Origin of the sequence: Enterococcus sp. UD-01 (genome assembly GCF_044909655.1) — a bacterium.
Taxonomy (GTDB): domain Bacteria; phylum Bacillota; class Bacilli; order Lactobacillales; family Enterococcaceae; genus Enterococcus_L.
In genome coordinates this window covers 1-15,270 of record NZ_JBIYEU010000025.1, presented here as the reverse complement: position 1 = coordinate 15,270, position 15,270 = coordinate 1, and the positions used below count along the sequence as shown (strand labels likewise).

The following is a 15,270-nucleotide window of genomic DNA, read 5'->3' as shown; positions in this document are numbered from 1 at the left end:
TGAGAATCCAATGACCATGAATCCTTCTGCACAGGCACTGTGGATGCAATTTAAAAAAGCAACAGGAATCACGCACGATGAGTATGAAGCGTGGTCTTTCGGTCATTCCTCTGAAATGGCAGATGAATTATTGGCTCTCGTTTTAAGAGGTGAAAAAACCGGCACCTCATCGTTACATCTTTTTTATGAATTAGAGCAGGAGCCATTGCCGCAGGTCGGTTCTTACAGCGTACTTTTGGATGGTGCGGATCAAGCCCAAGCGATTATCTGCACGCAGGTTGTAGATATTTTACCTTATTCACAGGTATCGGAAGTTCATGGATACCTTGAAGGGGAAGGAGATCGGAACTTGGCCTATTGGCGCAGTGTACATCGGCCGTATTTTGAACGAGAGCTGCAGGAATACCAGATGACATTTACTGAGGATTTGTTGCTTGTATATGAGCTTTTTGAGGTTGTTTATCAAAAGTAAAAAAAATACCGTTCTTAAAATAAAGAAAACAAGATTGATATTGATGTTATTGTCAAAATCAATCTTGTTTTTTTAGCTATAACAAAGAAATAAATGCGATAGAATTTTGACAGAGTCAAGAAAGGAAAGTGAACGATTGAGACAAACAAACTTTACTATAATTTAGATAATCAATAAATAGTTTTAGAAGCTTCGAAACATTTTTTGAGAATAATAAAAAGAAAAGAGGCGTAAAATATTGGCAGTAGAAGGAAGCGTTTTAATTTCAGGAAGTCAATGGTTACAAGGAAAAGGAGAAGATGTTTATTCAAATGGCGGAAATTTTGAAACTTATTACCAATGTGTCGAGTTGCCGCAACAAAGATTATATCCTAGAAAAGGATGGCCGAGAGTTTATGCAGCAGGAAATGGCGGAGCACAGTATATCCCGGAAGGCTCGCCTGGTTTGATAAGATATAATCCAGGCTCCAATTATATTCCAGTACCGGGAGATTTAGTGATTGAATATGGCAATAGTTGGAATGAGTATGGACATGTAGCAGTAGTAGATTATACCGATGTGGAAAAAGGGATTATCTATGCAGTAGAACAAAATGCTTCAGCAAATGGACGAGTAACATATGCTCAAAATGGAAGTAAATATACTGGTCTATCCGCAAGTCGCTCAGTGAAATGTATTCTTCATGCACCAGGGAATACATTCAAAAATCCATCAGCTAAACCACCTCAAGGAGCCTATATTGATTATGGTAAATATGTAACCATCACTAAAAAGGGCTACAGTGTCTGGAACAATTTTAACTGGGCGAAAAAAGATACGAGTGATAATTTATTCAACGAAACGTATTTAGCCAAAGGATATTACAATCATTCTAACGGGATACGCTACTATTCTTTATATGATGAGGCGAATGTCTGGAAAGGCTATTTAGATGCTGAAGCTACAACGTTGGCTAAAGAATTAGTATTTACTGAAATTCAAGAGTACAAAATGCTGCATAAGGATCAAAAATATACCATTGATACTCTTCCATGGGGCACAAAAGGCTACGTGAAAATAGCTAATTCGAAAGACTATGCGGGAAGAGTAATCAGAGTCACTCAAAACTCAGGTGCCTACTACTATTCGCCTGAGTTAAAAGGCTGGATTGATTATAAGGCACTGGATAGTGTAGAAAAAATCAACAAAGAGATGACGATAAAAAATAAGGGATATCAGATTAATCCATTGCCTTGGTATCAAGGTGTGGCAGTATTAGGAAATACAGAAAGTCATATCGGAAAAAAAGTAACGGCAACAGGTAAAAAAGGTGGCTATTATTACATTCCGAGTCTAGGTTGGATTGATCACCGTGCATTTTAAACAAAACATTATTAATATTAATAGATAAAGAAATGGGGAAATTTAAATGGCAAATCAAAGAGTAACAGTAGAAATTATGGAATACAAAATGCTGCATAAGGATCAAAAATATACCATTGATACTCTTCCATGGGGTATGAGCGGCTATGTAAAATTAGCTGATTCAAAAGATTATGCAGGTAAGGTAATTTCGTTAACAAGAAAATCAGGTGCTTACTACTATTCGCCTGAGTTAAAAGGCTGGATTGATTATAAGGCACTGGATAGCGTAGAAAAAATCAACAAAGAGATGACGATAAAAAATAAAGGATATCAGATTAATCCATTGCCTTGGTATCAAGGTGTGGCAGTGTTGGGAAATACAGAAAGTCATATCGGAAAAAAAGTAACGGCAACAGGTAAAAAAGGTGGCTATTACTACATTCCGAGTCTAGGTTGGATTGACCATCGAGCATTTTAATCAAGTTTACTAGGAGGAGCAGGAAAAAATGGCAAATGAAAATATGAAAATTTCGCAAGAAGGAAGAAAATTAATCAAAAAGTGGGAAGGCTTACGATTAACTGCTTATCAAGATTCAGTCGGCGTCTGGACGATTGGTTATGGTCACACAAAAGGTGTTTACGCTGGAATGACTATTAGTGAAACACAGGCAAATGTATTTTTAGATGAAGATATAAAAACACATGCGGTTGGCATTTTCAAATATATTACGGTTCAGCTTAACCAAAACCAATTTGATGCATTGGTCAGCTTTCATTTTAATTTAGGACCAAATATTCTTCAAAATTCACAATTGCTTACTTATATAAATAGTAAAAGTTGGGCGAATGCTGCTAATGAAATGAAAAGGTATGTGTATGCAGGTGGACAAATTTTACAAGGATTAGTTAATCGCAGAAATGATGAGGCAAACTTGTTCTTAAAAGCTTCAAATTCTGTTGGTCCATGTATTGATTATGGTAAATATGTAACCATCACTAAAAAAGGCTACAGTGTCTGGAACAATTTTAACTGGGTGAAAAAAGATACGAGTGATAATTTATTCAACGAAACGTATTTAGCTAAAGGATATTACAATCATTCTAACGGGATACGCTACTATTCTTTATATGATGAGGCGAATGTCTGGAAAGGCTATTTAGATGCTGAAGCTACAACGTTGGCTAAAGAATTAGTATTTACTGAAATTCAAGAGTACAAAATGTTGCATAAGGATCAAAAATATACCATTGATACTCTTCCGTGGGGCACAAAAGGCTACGTGAAAATAGCTAATTCGAAAGACTATGCGGGAAGAGTAATCAGAGTCACTCAAAACTCAGGTGCCTACTACTATTCGCCTGAGTTAAAGGGCTGGATTGATTATAAGGCGCTGGATAGCGTAGAAAAAATCAACAAAGAGATGACGATAAAAAATAAGGGATATCAGATTAATCCGTTGCCTTGGTATCAAGGTGTGGCAGTATTGGGAAATACAGAAAGTCATATCGGAAAAAAAGTAACGGCAACAGGTAAAAAAGGTGGCTATTATTACATTCCGAGTCTAGGTTGGATTGATCATCGAGCATTTTAAAAGGTATCGTATGGAAACATGAGCATAGTTTAGTTGGAACATGATATGAAATTGTAAATGATATATTGTGACAAATACCTTTAATTTTTGAAACCATGTAAGGAAATTTGTTATTGTCGTTAATCAAATATTTCATCATAAAAAGAACATCCAAAAATTGACGATTTTCACGCACAATTTTTGGATGTTTCTTAAATAAACAGCTTATTTAGATGAATCTTCTGTTTTACTTGAAGAATCTGAAGACTCTTTAGATTCACTTGATTTAGAAGATTTTTCTTTAGAAGTTTCTTCTTTCTTAGAAGAATCGCTTGATTTAGATGAATCTTCTGTTTGCATGAAGCTAGCTAAAACATCTTTGAAGGCATCATCTTTGATCTTAACATTTGCGGCTTTTAGTTCATCAGAAATGACTTTGTTTACGAATTCTTGATCGTTTTGTTTATTGGTTTCAGCAATTTTCTTTAATTCTTTTTTGTAAGGAGCCATGTCATTGCCTTTGGCTTTGTTTTTCACCATTTTTACAATGTAGAATGTTGTTTGATAGCCGGTAGAATCGGTTGCTTGGATTGGGTCTGAAACTTTACCGTCTTTTAATTTGAAAGCAGCTTCTTGAACTTGAGCAGGAATTGTTTCTGATTGAGAATCAAATTTCACTTTGCCGCCGTCTTTTTTCGTTGTTTCATCGATTGATTTTTCTTTCGCAATCTTGGTGAAATCGCCGCCGTTATCCAACTCTTTCTTAATTGCTTTCGCATCGTCTTCTGATGATGCTTGGATGATTTGCGCTTCTACTTCTGGATGGAAAGATGCCCAGGCAGTTTTTAAATCTTCGTCGGTAATTTTAATATGTGATTTGATACCAGCTTTATATGCAAGGCTTTGTTTGATAAGGGCTTTAAAGCTTTTTTCGGTGTAGCCATTTTGTTTTAATTGTTCAGAAAAATCTTGTCCTTGATCTTTTGCGTTTTTACTTGATTTATCATATTCTGCTTGGACGTCTTTATCACTAACGTCTTTGCCGTATTTGTCTTCAAAGACTTTGTAGATGATCATAGTTTGAACGGTTTGTTGACTTGATTGTTGTGATTTAACTTGGTTATAAAAATCATCAACAGTAATAGTACTGCCTTTCATTGAGGCGATGTCTTGTGAACCACTAGAACATGCAGCTAATGCAAAAACGCTGAACATACCTGCTGCAGCTAAGATTAATTTTTTCTTCATTCTTTTAGCACTCCTAAGTTTCTTTTATTTTTTATTATGTAGAAATTAATTCTCACGGTTATAACTATACCACACTCTCTTTCATAAAAGAAATACTGATGCAAGAGTTTCAATAAATTTTCGAATTTAGGACACATTTTCCTCCATAAACCATTAAAAATCAAATTATTCAGATATAATTGTCTGGTATTTTAACTTTCAAGATAGAATAAAAAGAAAAAATCAGCTGGAAGCAATGTGGAAGTTTCCAGCTGGTTTCGTTTTTATAATAGAATTATTTCGATTCAGGAACGTCCGGCAATTCTGACTGAATTTTTTCAATCTGCTCTTGAATTTGATTCATACGCGGCTCTGCCTGAAAGTTAAAGTTTTGAATGTCCTGATTGATTCCTTCAATAAAAGGTTCAACATAGAGATCAGCCGTTTCGCGCAAAATTTCTGCGGATTCTTTGAAGCGATCCAGCTTAGCTGAAAAGTCGTCTTTTAAATCTGTCCACTCTTCTACCTCATCTAAAAATTGCTGACGCGTCGCTTTCCCGCTTTTGGGAGCGAAAAGTAAACCGCCGATTCCGCCAGCTAAGGCGCCGAACAATAGTCCCTTGGTAAATTTACTCATGCGTTAGTCACCTGCTTTGCAATTTTTTCAGCAATTTCTTGCATTTGTTCAGAAGAATAGTCTTCCTGATGGTTACCAAAATGAATCGAAAAATCATCTTCTTTGCTATAGCGCGGAATCAAATGAATATGAGAATGGAAAACAGACTGATAGGCCAGTTCCTTATTATTATTAATGATATTCATGCCTTCAATTTCCGGAAAAGCTTTTTCTAGTGCTTGAGCGACTTTAGGCACGCGTGCAAATACTTCGCCGGCTAAGGCAGGATCATATTCAAAAATGTCTGTTACGTGCTTTTTAGGGACAAGTAAGGTATGTCCTTTGGTTACTTGAGTAATGTCTAAAAAGGCATAAACCTTGTCATCCTCATAGACTTTATAGCTTGGAATTTCCTGATTAATAATTTTGCAAAAAATACAATCTGTCATGGTGTCCCTTCTTTCCTGATACTCTTTCTTTTACTTTAACACAACTTGAATTTTAATTGGGAGGAAAAGTTCATGAAACCTTCAAAAAGTTCATGGTATAATAGACCCACGATAAAAAATAGTTGGAGGTAGCGCATGAGCTTAGTCATCGAACATTTAACAGGCGGATATGGACATATCCCTGTTTTAAAAGATATTAACTTTGAAGTCAAATCGGGAGAAATGGTTGGTCTGATCGGTTTGAATGGGGCCGGTAAAAGTACCACAATCAAAAATGTCATCGGTTTATTAACGCCGCAAAAAGGTAAAATCTCCATTGATGGAGAGACTTTAAAACAACAGCCGGAAAGCTATCGTAAAAAAATCGGCTATATTCCGGAAACACCGTCTTTATATGAAGAATTAACGTTAAAAGAGCATATTGAAATTACCGCTATGGCTTATGATATCCCCGTTGACGAAGCGTTCAAACGAGCGGAAGTTCTTTTGAAAACCTTTCGTCTGGAAAATAAACTGGACTGGTTTCCGGCGAACTTTTCCAAAGGGATGAAGCAAAAGGTCATGGTGCTGTGTGCTTTTTTAATTGAACCGAGTCTGTATATTATTGATGAGCCTTTCTTGGGCTTGGATCCGCTGGCGATTCATGCATTATTGGAATTGATGGATGATATGCGCAACCAAGGAGCAGCCATTTTGATGTCAACGCATATTTTAGCTACAGCGGAAAAGTACTGTGACCGCTTTGTGGTATTGCATGAAGGCGAAGTTCGGGCAGCCGGCTCCATGGAAGAATTGCGAGCTGAATTTCAACTGCCGGACTCTTCACTGGACGATATTTATATCGCATTGACGAAAGAAGCGAAGGTGGGGTAGCATGTCCGGATTTTACAGTATTCGTTTAACGCGCCATTTGAAAAAAATGATGAAATATATGCGTTATGTGTTCAATGATCATTTTGTGTTAGTGTGCGTGTTTTTATTGGGCGGCTTGGGTTTTTATTATTCGCAGGTTCTAAAAACGCTGCCGGTTCATTTTTTCTGGGGACGTCCGCTAGTGCTGCTTTTTTGGCTGGTGATCCTGCAAATTGGTCGCATTGCAACATTGGCACAGGAAGCTGATAAAGTATTTATTCTGCCGAAGGAACCTGAAATGAACACGTATTTAAATAAAGCGATTCGTTATTCTTTCTGGCTGCCCTTAGCCGTACTTTTTTTACTGGGCGGATTATCCATGCCGTTGGTAGTCGTATCGACTGGCTGGCAATTTTCAACGTTTGTCTACTTTATTGTTATGCTGTTCCTTTTAAAAGTCAGTCATTTACGCTTGCAAAAATATACGTTATACCAAATTTCTGATGCCGAAGCTAAACGCTGGTTCTTTCTTTGGGGCTTTACGAGTCTGGTCGTGATTGGCTGTAGTCTTTATGTGCTGCCGCTGCTTGGTTCTGTATTGGCATTACTTCAGACCTTGAGCTTTTTTTGGTTCTTAAATAAGAAAGAGCAAGCAGTTTCTTTAGACTGGGAAATGATGGTTCAAAAAGAAAAAAGCCGTATGCATCGAATTTATCAATTTATTCATTTGTTTACGGATGTTCCGGAAATTTCCAGCAGTGTGAAGCGCCGCAAAGCGCTTGATCCATTGTTAAGTAAAATCAAACAGACTAGCCGTAACACGTATTTGTATCTCTATGCACGCTCGTTTCTTAGAGGCTCTGAGTACAGCGGCTTGTTTATCCGCTTAATGCTGGTGGGTGGTGTAGTGCTCTTTTTCCTAAAGGAATTTTGGATTGCAATGGGCGTTTCTGTCCTATTTATCTATTTGATTGGTTTTCAGTTGATTCCGATCTATACGCAATTTGATTATATGGTTATGACGCATCTTTATCCTGTGCCGAATAGTCAAAAAAAGCAGGCGGTTAGTACGCTGGTAACTATTCTATTGTTTGTCGCTGCTGCTTTATTTAGCTTATTGATTTTAGCTGCGTTGCCGAATAAGCTGGATGGTTTGATGATTATTGCTGTTTTAATGGTAGAAGTTGTCTTATTTGCTAAATTGTATGTCCCATATCGTTTGAAGAAAATGGAGGCTTAATATGCATATTTTATGGAATGATCAGCTAGTAGAACGTGAAGCAGTAAAAATTGATATTGAAGATCGCGGGTATCAATATGGCGATGGCTTGTATGAAATGATTCGTGTTTATAACGGGCAGCTTTATATGCTTTCAGAGCATTTAGAGCGTTTATGGCAAGGTGCTGAAAAAATTCGTATGGTTCTGCCTTTTACTAAAGAAGGACTAACGGACAATTTGAAAAAATTAGTCGCGCTGGAAGGCATCAAAGAGGGCAAGCTGTATTTCCAAGTTACCAGAGGTATCGATTCGCCAAGAAACCATGTCTTACCCGATCCTGAAAAAGTCAAAGCTGTATTAACAGGAAATGTGCTTCCTTACCAGCGACCAGTTGAGCTGATGGAAACAGGAATGTCCGTCGGTGTTGTACCGGATACACGTTGGCTGCATTGTGATATCAAGTCCTTGAGTTTAATGGGAAATGTGCTGGCATTGGATGAAGCAAAACGTCAGGGCTTTGATGATGCTGTTTTGGTTCGGGACGGCAAGGTGACAGAAGCCTCTGCAGCGAATTTTTGGCTCGTTAAAGACGGCGTGGTTTATACACATCCGGATGGAAATTTAATTTTACCGGGAATCACGAAGATGAAAATTATCGAGCTTGCTCATGAATTGGGGATTCCTGTAAAGGAAACGGCGGTTGCAGAAGCAGAGTTATTTAATGCAGATGAATGCTTTACCTCCAGCTCTTTAAAAGAAATTACGCCGGTTGTTAAAGTGAATGAAAAAATTATTGGCTCAGGAATACCGGGAGCGATCACTAAAAAGCTGATAGCTGCCTATATTGCTGACGTTAATGCGCAGTGCGGGGAGTCAGACAATCGTTGACGTGCGCAAAAGAACATGAGAGATGCTTGACGTGAAGCGCTTGTAAAGATAAAATGATAAGTACTGTTAAAGCGTACAGGATTTTTGAAATTTTTAGAATGTATTATTAGGCTTCGATAGGGAAGTCAAGTTATTTTAGATTTTTGAGATAATGCTTTCTCGTTGGGGATGCGTCACAGAGAAACATTGTTGAACAGGACAAGCGTTTTGGCATAAGGCTTGAACCATCGCTTTTATATTATGTGTTTAGATAGGAGATAATTTCCATGGCATTTCAGTTGGATAAGGAATGGCGCTTGCAGCCAATAAAAGGCGCAACTGGCCAAACTTTCATGGGTATACGTGCGACTGAAAGAGTATTTATTAAAAGAAATACTTCTCCACTTTTGGCTGCTTTGTCTAAGGAAGGAATTGCCCCTAAGTTGGTTTGGACCAAGCGAACAGTGAATGGCGATATTTTAACTGCTCAGGAATGGCTGGACGGTCGTGTGCTCAAAGCAGAAGAAATCGGCCAGCGCAATGATGTCGTAGATGTTTTGTACCATCTCCACCACTCATATGTGTTAAAAAATATGCTGGAAAAAATCGGCGGTCAAATAAAAACACCAATGATGATGATGAAAGAATACGGCGATCGATTGCCGGAAGAGCTCAAAAAGAATAAGTACCTTGCGAGAGTCTATCAATATTTGCAAAATAATATACCAGAATACTCCACGCATAATTATATGGTTGTTCATGGCGATGTGAACCACCGCAATTGGCTGGTTTCAAATAATTATTTGTATCTTGTTGATTGGGATTCTGTCATGGTTGCAGATCCTGCACTTGATTTGGGCATGCTGCTGGGGCATTATGTTCCGAAAAAGAGCTGGAACAAATGGCTGCTGGCCTATGGAATGCAGCCGAGTCAGGAAGCTTTGGACCGCATTCAATGGTATGCAATTTTTAATTTTCTACAGGAAACGCTGCGTCACTATCAAATAGGTGAGCGACGGGAAATGAATGCGGAGATTTTACGTTTAAAACAAGCATTAGGCTATTGATTAATAAAGATAGCCACTAAATAAAAAGAGGGCAGTACAGAGCAGTTACGTTTTGGCTACCCTCTTAAAATTTGTAATGAAAGAAAGGAACAATGAAGTATGCGCATGAGAAAAAGACCTGGAGCTGAGGAATTAATCGCCAGTCATCCGGAATTAGTCGTAGATGAACCAGAAAAATGGCAGGGCCGCTGGCAGGAGCGCTTCGGCAACGAGCAGCCGATTCATATCGAAATTGGCTCTGGTAAAGGACAATTTGTCGTGGGTATGGCCAAGGCCCACCCTGAAATTAATTATATTGGCATCGATATGCAGATTAGTGTCCTTTCTATTGCGTTAGACAAAGCGCTGGAAGAAGAACTACCAAATCTGCAATTGCTTCATGTGAACGGCGAAGCGTTGACGCAGTATTTTGCTGAAAATGAAGTCGATCAAATCTATTTAAACTTTTCTGATCCATGGCCAAAATCACGCCATGAAAAACGCCGTTTAACGTACAAAACGTTTTTAGAAACCGACGAAAAAATTCTTAAGCCAAACGGAGAAATTCATTTCAAAACGGACAATCGAGGCTTGTTTGAATATTCCTTAAGCAGTTTTTCAAAATACGGCATGATTCTTGAACAAGTCTGGCTTGATTTGCATGCCAGCAATTATGAAGGCAATATCATGACGGAGTATGAAGAAAAATTCTCCGCTAAAGGACAGCCGATTTATCGCGTAGAAGCAAGATTTCCAACAGATGAATGCAACCCTTAAAAATGACGTAGGATATCGATTTTAATTTATGATAGATGTTAACCGTAGCAATCATCCTATGAGGCAAAAGACAGAGCAAAACACCGTTAAAGGTCAAAAAATTGGAGCAAAAGAAGTAGCATCTGTTTTTTTGTATGAATCTGATTTTATGAAAATGTTGAATAACCTGCCTTTTGATTGCCATGTTTTTAAATAATAAGAGACTGAAACATTACTATTTCTTAGTTTTGTTTTGGCCTCTTTTATTTTTTTATAAAAAAATAAAACAGGTACCTGCATATTTTTGTTGACATTTTAAACAGGTACCTTTATATTGTTGTTAAGGTACCTGCTTAAAAAGGGAGAACAAGGAGATGATGAAATGATTGCATGTTTATTTTTATTTTATGATTTTTGTAAGAAACACCAATTGATAGTCAAAAAAACTTTCACTCTCTATGCATAAAGAAGAAGTAAAGGAAAGAAGGAAAATAAATGAATAAAATAATCAAACGGCTGCCAGTAACGACAACGGCAATTGCAGTTGTGTTTTTATTAGTACAAACTTTTAGCGATTTGTATTTACCTACCTTGACAGCTCAATTAATCAATCAGGGGATTGTTCCCAATAACCAAACGATTATTTGGCAAAAAGGGTTGATCATGCTGGGCTTTGCGGTTATTAGTTTTGGCGGAGCATTGATCAATATTTATTTTGCAGCTAAAGTATCCTATGGATTAGGTGGAGAACTACGGGAAGCATTATTTAAGAAGATCACTTCCTTTTCACAAAAAGAAGTCGATCGATTTGGTTCATCTTCGTTGATTACAAGAAATACGAATGATGTGACACAAATACAAAATCTGGTTGAAATGGGCTTGAAATTCCTAATTCTTGCACCTCTTTATCTAGTCGGTGGCATTTATTTTGCGTATCGCTTGAGTCCAACTTTGACCTTGACTTTTGTTTCTATTACTCCAATTATCCTGATTGTCTGTTGGCAGATTTTTCGCTATACAAATCCTTTATTCGATAAAATGCAGCAAAAGATTGACCAGTTAAACTTGATTTTTAAAGAGGGTTTAACAGGTATTAAAGTAATTCATGCGTTTAATAAAGAAGAGGTAGAATACCAACGTTATCAAAAAGAAAATGACTCCTATACAAAATTGGCAATTCGTTCAAATACGGCGTTTAGTTTTTTGATGCCCTTTATAACTTTGATGCTGAGTTTAGCAACACTTGCCATCACTTGGCTGGGTGCAGGGATGATTGGTTCAGGTCAGCTGGAAATTGGCACGATGATGGGCGTCGTATCCTATGCGGCACAAATTTTAATGGGCGTTGCAATTTTAACCATGGTACTTTCTTCTATTCCACGTGGGCAAATTTCTGCTAAACGAGTGAATGAAGTCTTGGAAACAGAAAACATGATTCAAGATGGGAAGGAAACGCTAGCTGAAGAGACAACTAAAATGAACCAATTGACGTTAGACCAAGTATCGTTCAGTTATGATGGTGCTGAGGAAAAGGCTTTAGCAAAAATCTCTCTTGCGGTTCAATCAGGAGAAACGCTGGCAATTATTGGAAGTACGGGTTCAGGGAAGACAACATTAGTTAATTTGCTTGATCGCCTATATGATCCAAGCGAAGGAGCGATTCGATTGAATGAGCAAAAAATCAGTCGATTATCCCAAGAAAATTGGCATGAGCAAGTCAGTTTAGTTCCTCAGGTGAATCAATTATTCTTTGGGACAATTCGTGAAAACTTGCTTATCGGAAATCAGCAAGCAACGGATGATGAACTATGGACGGCTTTAACGTTAGCCCAAGCTGCAGATTTTGTGCTAGCTCAAGGAGGGCTGGATAGTGCCGTAGAAAAAAATGGCGGGAATTTTTCTGGCGGTCAAAAACAACGTCTCTGTTTAGCTAGAGCATTCGTAAAACAAGCCTCTATTTATCTATTTGATGATTCATTTTCAGCGTTGGATTTCAAAACGGATGCGACGATTCAAAAGAATATGAACGCTCATTTAAAGCAAGCAATTAAAATTATTGTGGCACAAAGAATTACAACTGTTAAGAATGCGACCAAAATACTTGTGTTAAATGAAGGACGAATGGTCGGCTTAGGTACGCATGAAGAATTGGCTGAAACAAATTCGGTTTATCGAGAAATCATTCTTTCACAAGAAGACAAGGAGGCTGCCTAATGAGTAAAGGAAGACCCATGAATAGAGGAATTAAAGCAAAACCTAAAGATTTAAAAGGAACACTTAAACGCTTACTTGGATATATGAAGGAAAGTCGTGGGCTGATTGTAGTAGTGACGGTGATCTCAGTTGTTGGTACATTGCTCCAAGTACTGAGTCCAAAAGTTTTAGGAACAGCAACGACATTGATCTTTGCAGGTGTTAAAGCAAAAACAGGCATTGATTTTACAGCATTAGCAACGATTTTACTGATGGTCGGATTAATGTATATCGGTAAAGCTATTACAGATTTTTTACAACAATGGCTGATGACCATCGTTTCACAAAAGACGACTAAGACTTTACGAAATGAACTAAAAGCCAAAATCAATAAATTGCCTAGTGGTTATTTTGATAAAAATTCAAACGGGAACCTGATGTCGATTGCGATCAATGATATGGATAATATTGCAACGATGCTTCAGCAAAGTTTGACTCAATTGCTGTCAAGTGTGATTTTAGTTATTGGCGTGATTTGGCTGATGTTGACCATCAGTTGGAAGCTGACCTTGATAGCCGCATTGATCTTACCGTTTAGTTTTCTAGTAACGAAGTTGTTTACACCAAAAGCTCAGGAAAATTTCAAAAAGTATTTACATGTTCAAGGTAGTTTAAACGGAAAGATCGAAGAAGCATTCAACGGGCATACGGTGATCAAAAGTTTCAACTATGAAAAAAAATCGGAAGAGCAGTTTGATACATTCAATAAGAGCATGTATGAAGCTGGCTGGAAATCCAAATTTTTTGGTGGTTCAATGATGCCGGCAATGATTTTATTGAAAAATATCGTTTATGTTGTAATCTGTACGATCGGAGCAGTTGAAGTGGCAGCTGGGGCGGTTTTGATCGGAAATTTACAAGCATTTCTTCAATATTCGACCCAATTTTCTCAGCCAATCAGTCAGTTTTCTCAAATATGGAGCGGTATTCTATCGATCGTAGCTTCTGCAGAGCGAGTATTTGAAGTGCTGGATGAAGAAGAAAGAAAAAGCTATGAAGAGGCGTTTCCTAACCAGATTGATGATTCGGCAAAGGTCCGTTTTGATCATGTACAATTTGGTTATGGGGAAGAATTATTGATGAAAGACTTCTCTTTAGCGGTTGCCTCAAAACAAACAATAGCTATTGTTGGACATACTGGCGCCGGCAAGACGACATTGGTTCATCTATTGCAGCGTTTTTATGAAATTTCCGGTGGAAGTATTAAAATCGATGGGATTGACAGCCGCAATCTTACACATGAACAACTGCATCAAAAAATTGGGATGGTTTTGCAAGATACTTGGCTTTTTTCAGGAACGATTTATGACAACATTAAATATGGCAATCCAACTGCAACGCAAGAGCAAGTCTATGCCGCAGCTAAAGCGGCTTTTGTAGACGAGTTTGTGCGAAAGTTACCAGAAGGTTATGAAACTGTTTTGAATGAAGAAACAAATAATATTTCTCAAGGACAACGTCAATTGATTACGATTGCCCGAGCCTTTTTAGCAAATCCCGAAATTTTGATTTTAGATGAAGCGACCTCAAACGTTGATACTCGAACAGAAATGCTGATTCAAAAAGCGATGAAGCAGTTGTTAGTAGGTCGGACAAGCTTTGTTGTTGCCCACCGTTTGTCTACGATTTATGATGCCGATAAAATTATCGTGATGGATCATGGCGATGTGGTGGAATCCGGTAATCATCAAGAGCTGTTGGAAGCCAACGGGGTCTATTCTGATATCTATAATAGCCAATTTTTAAGTGAAGCTGCTTGAGCGCAGTGTTAAAGGAGTAATACTGAATGGAGATAACAGGTAAAAAATTAAGGATCGAATTATTCAGTGATGCAGTAATCGCTATTGTAATCACCATTGCAGCACTTGAAATTCCCATTCCTCATAGCACTGACTATGCCGGCTTTCTGGGGAGTCTGCTTACGTTTGCTATCAGCTTTTTCATTGTAGCAGGTTATTGGAACAACCATCGCAAATTGTTTGAACAGATTAAAAAAGTCACTGAGCCATTCGTTATCAGAAATACCTGCTTCCTTTTTACGTTAGTTTTGCTGCCCTTTTTTACCAGCTGGTCAATGGAAGCCGCAGACAAACAACTGCCGACAATCGCTTATGGCGTATTGTTGATTGCGGTCAATAGCGCATTCAGCAGTTTATTCAAAGCAGGAATCCCGCTAGCGATGGAAGGGCCGATCAAACAGAAGCAGTTAAAACAATTGTACGCAAAAAGAGAGCGACTTTATTATGGGATTATTTTATTAGTAATGATTATTGGTTGGTTTGTTCCTTCGATAGCCCTGTTGTTATTCACAGGCGTACCGATCCTCAGCTATTTCTTTAGAACAAATATGGAGGAACCATTTAGAAAAAACGGTAGACGGACAAAAAATTTTCGTCAAATAAAATAAAAAAACAGAGAAAAATGTACCGACCCCCGAAAGTTAGACCAAAAATCTAACTTTTGGAGGTCGGTATTTTTATGGCTAACTATAATTTTGAAGTCAAAATGGCAGTCGTTCAAGATTACCTTGATGGGAAAGGAGGATATGCTTACCTAGCCAAAAAGCATTCAATCAAGAACAAAGAACAAGTGTTAC

The 15,270-nt window shown here is 37.9% G+C and carries 15 protein-coding genes; 12 read left to right on the top strand and 3 right to left on the bottom strand.

The window, feature by feature from the left end; all coding sequences use genetic code 11:
* The first annotated feature begins 10 nt into the window (after positions 1-10).
* The 4 genes from ABH902_RS15125 to ABH902_RS15110 all read left to right on the top strand — a co-directional run bounded on the left by ABH902_RS15125 (position 11) and on the right by ABH902_RS15110 (position 3,409).
* Positions 11-472: an ASCH domain-containing protein gene (locus ABH902_RS15125; protein ID WP_404592144.1), complete on the top strand. Its 462-nt coding sequence runs from the start codon at positions 11-13 to the stop codon at positions 470-472.
* A 238-nt stretch (positions 473-710) separates the two neighbouring features.
* Positions 711-1,835, top strand: coding sequence for a CHAP domain-containing protein (locus ABH902_RS15120; protein WP_404592142.1), 1,125 nt, complete (start codon positions 711-713; stop codon positions 1,833-1,835).
* A gap of 46 nt (positions 1,836-1,881) precedes the next feature.
* Positions 1,882-2,295, top strand: coding sequence for an SH3-like domain-containing protein (locus ABH902_RS15115; RefSeq protein ID WP_404592140.1), 414 nt, complete (start codon positions 1,882-1,884; stop codon positions 2,293-2,295).
* A 28-nt stretch (positions 2,296-2,323) separates the two neighbouring features.
* Positions 2,324-3,409, top strand: coding sequence for a glycoside hydrolase family protein (locus ABH902_RS15110; RefSeq protein ID WP_404592138.1), 1,086 nt, complete (start codon positions 2,324-2,326; stop codon positions 3,407-3,409).
* 204 nt (positions 3,410-3,613) lie between these two features.
* Here ABH902_RS15110 and ABH902_RS15105 read toward each other — a convergent pair whose 3' ends face one another.
* From ABH902_RS15105 to ABH902_RS15095, 3 genes are all read right to left on the bottom strand, one after another.
* The gene (locus ABH902_RS15105) at positions 3,614-4,636 is read right to left on the bottom strand and encodes a peptidylprolyl isomerase (RefSeq protein ID WP_404592136.1); all 1,023 of its coding nucleotides are present in this window, start codon (positions 4,634-4,636) and stop codon (positions 3,614-3,616) included.
* Between the two features lie 274 nt (positions 4,637-4,910).
* Positions 4,911-5,252 carry a YtxH domain-containing protein gene (locus tag ABH902_RS15100; RefSeq protein WP_404592134.1) on the bottom strand — a complete coding sequence of 114 codons (342 nt, stop codon included), beginning with the start codon at positions 5,250-5,252 and terminating at the stop codon, positions 4,911-4,913.
* Positions 5,249-5,680, bottom strand: coding sequence for an HIT family protein (locus ABH902_RS15095; RefSeq protein ID WP_404592132.1), 432 nt, complete (start codon positions 5,678-5,680; stop codon positions 5,249-5,251). Before ABH902_RS15095 ends, ABH902_RS15100 begins: the two co-directional genes overlap by 4 nt.
* Positions 5,681-5,815: 135 nt before the next feature.
* On the opposite strand from ABH902_RS15095, the gene ABH902_RS15090 reads away from it, so the two are divergent.
* The 8 genes from ABH902_RS15090 (at position 5,816) to ABH902_RS15055 (ending at position 15,081) form a co-directional block, all read left to right on the top strand.
* The gene (locus ABH902_RS15090) at positions 5,816-6,553 is read left to right on the top strand and encodes an ABC transporter ATP-binding protein (RefSeq protein ID WP_404592130.1); all 738 of its coding nucleotides are present in this window, start codon (positions 5,816-5,818) and stop codon (positions 6,551-6,553) included.
* Position 6,554: 1 nt separating this feature from the next.
* The gene (locus tag ABH902_RS15085; protein WP_404592129.1) at positions 6,555-7,772 is read left to right on the top strand and encodes an ABC transporter permease; all 1,218 of its coding nucleotides are present in this window, start codon (positions 6,555-6,557) and stop codon (positions 7,770-7,772) included.
* A 1-nt stretch (position 7,773) separates the two neighbouring features.
* Positions 7,774-8,640 carry a D-amino-acid transaminase gene (gene dat / locus ABH902_RS15080; protein WP_404592127.1) on the top strand — a complete coding sequence of 289 codons (867 nt, stop codon included), beginning with the start codon at positions 7,774-7,776 and terminating at the stop codon, positions 8,638-8,640.
* 266 nt (positions 8,641-8,906) lie between these two features.
* The gene (locus ABH902_RS15075) at positions 8,907-9,686 is read left to right on the top strand and encodes a phosphotransferase family protein (RefSeq protein WP_404592125.1); all 780 of its coding nucleotides are present in this window, start codon (positions 8,907-8,909) and stop codon (positions 9,684-9,686) included.
* A gap of 99 nt (positions 9,687-9,785) precedes the next feature.
* Positions 9,786-10,442 carry a tRNA (guanosine(46)-N7)-methyltransferase TrmB gene (gene trmB / locus ABH902_RS15070; protein WP_404592123.1) on the top strand — a complete coding sequence of 219 codons (657 nt, stop codon included), beginning with the start codon at positions 9,786-9,788 and terminating at the stop codon, positions 10,440-10,442.
* A gap of 474 nt (positions 10,443-10,916) precedes the next feature.
* The gene (locus tag ABH902_RS15065) at positions 10,917-12,635 is read left to right on the top strand and encodes an ABC transporter ATP-binding protein (RefSeq protein WP_404592121.1); all 1,719 of its coding nucleotides are present in this window, start codon (positions 10,917-10,919) and stop codon (positions 12,633-12,635) included.
* Positions 12,635-14,434: an ABC transporter ATP-binding protein gene (locus tag ABH902_RS15060; protein ID WP_404592118.1), complete on the top strand. Its 1,800-nt coding sequence runs from the start codon at positions 12,635-12,637 to the stop codon at positions 14,432-14,434. The genes ABH902_RS15065 and ABH902_RS15060 overlap by 1 nt, the downstream gene beginning before the upstream one ends.
* 26 nt (positions 14,435-14,460) lie before the next feature.
* On the top strand, positions 14,461-15,081 hold the full coding sequence (locus ABH902_RS15055) for a TMEM175 family protein (RefSeq protein ID WP_404592116.1): 621 nt from the start codon (positions 14,461-14,463) through the stop codon (positions 15,079-15,081).
* Positions 15,082-15,270 lie beyond the last annotated feature (189 nt).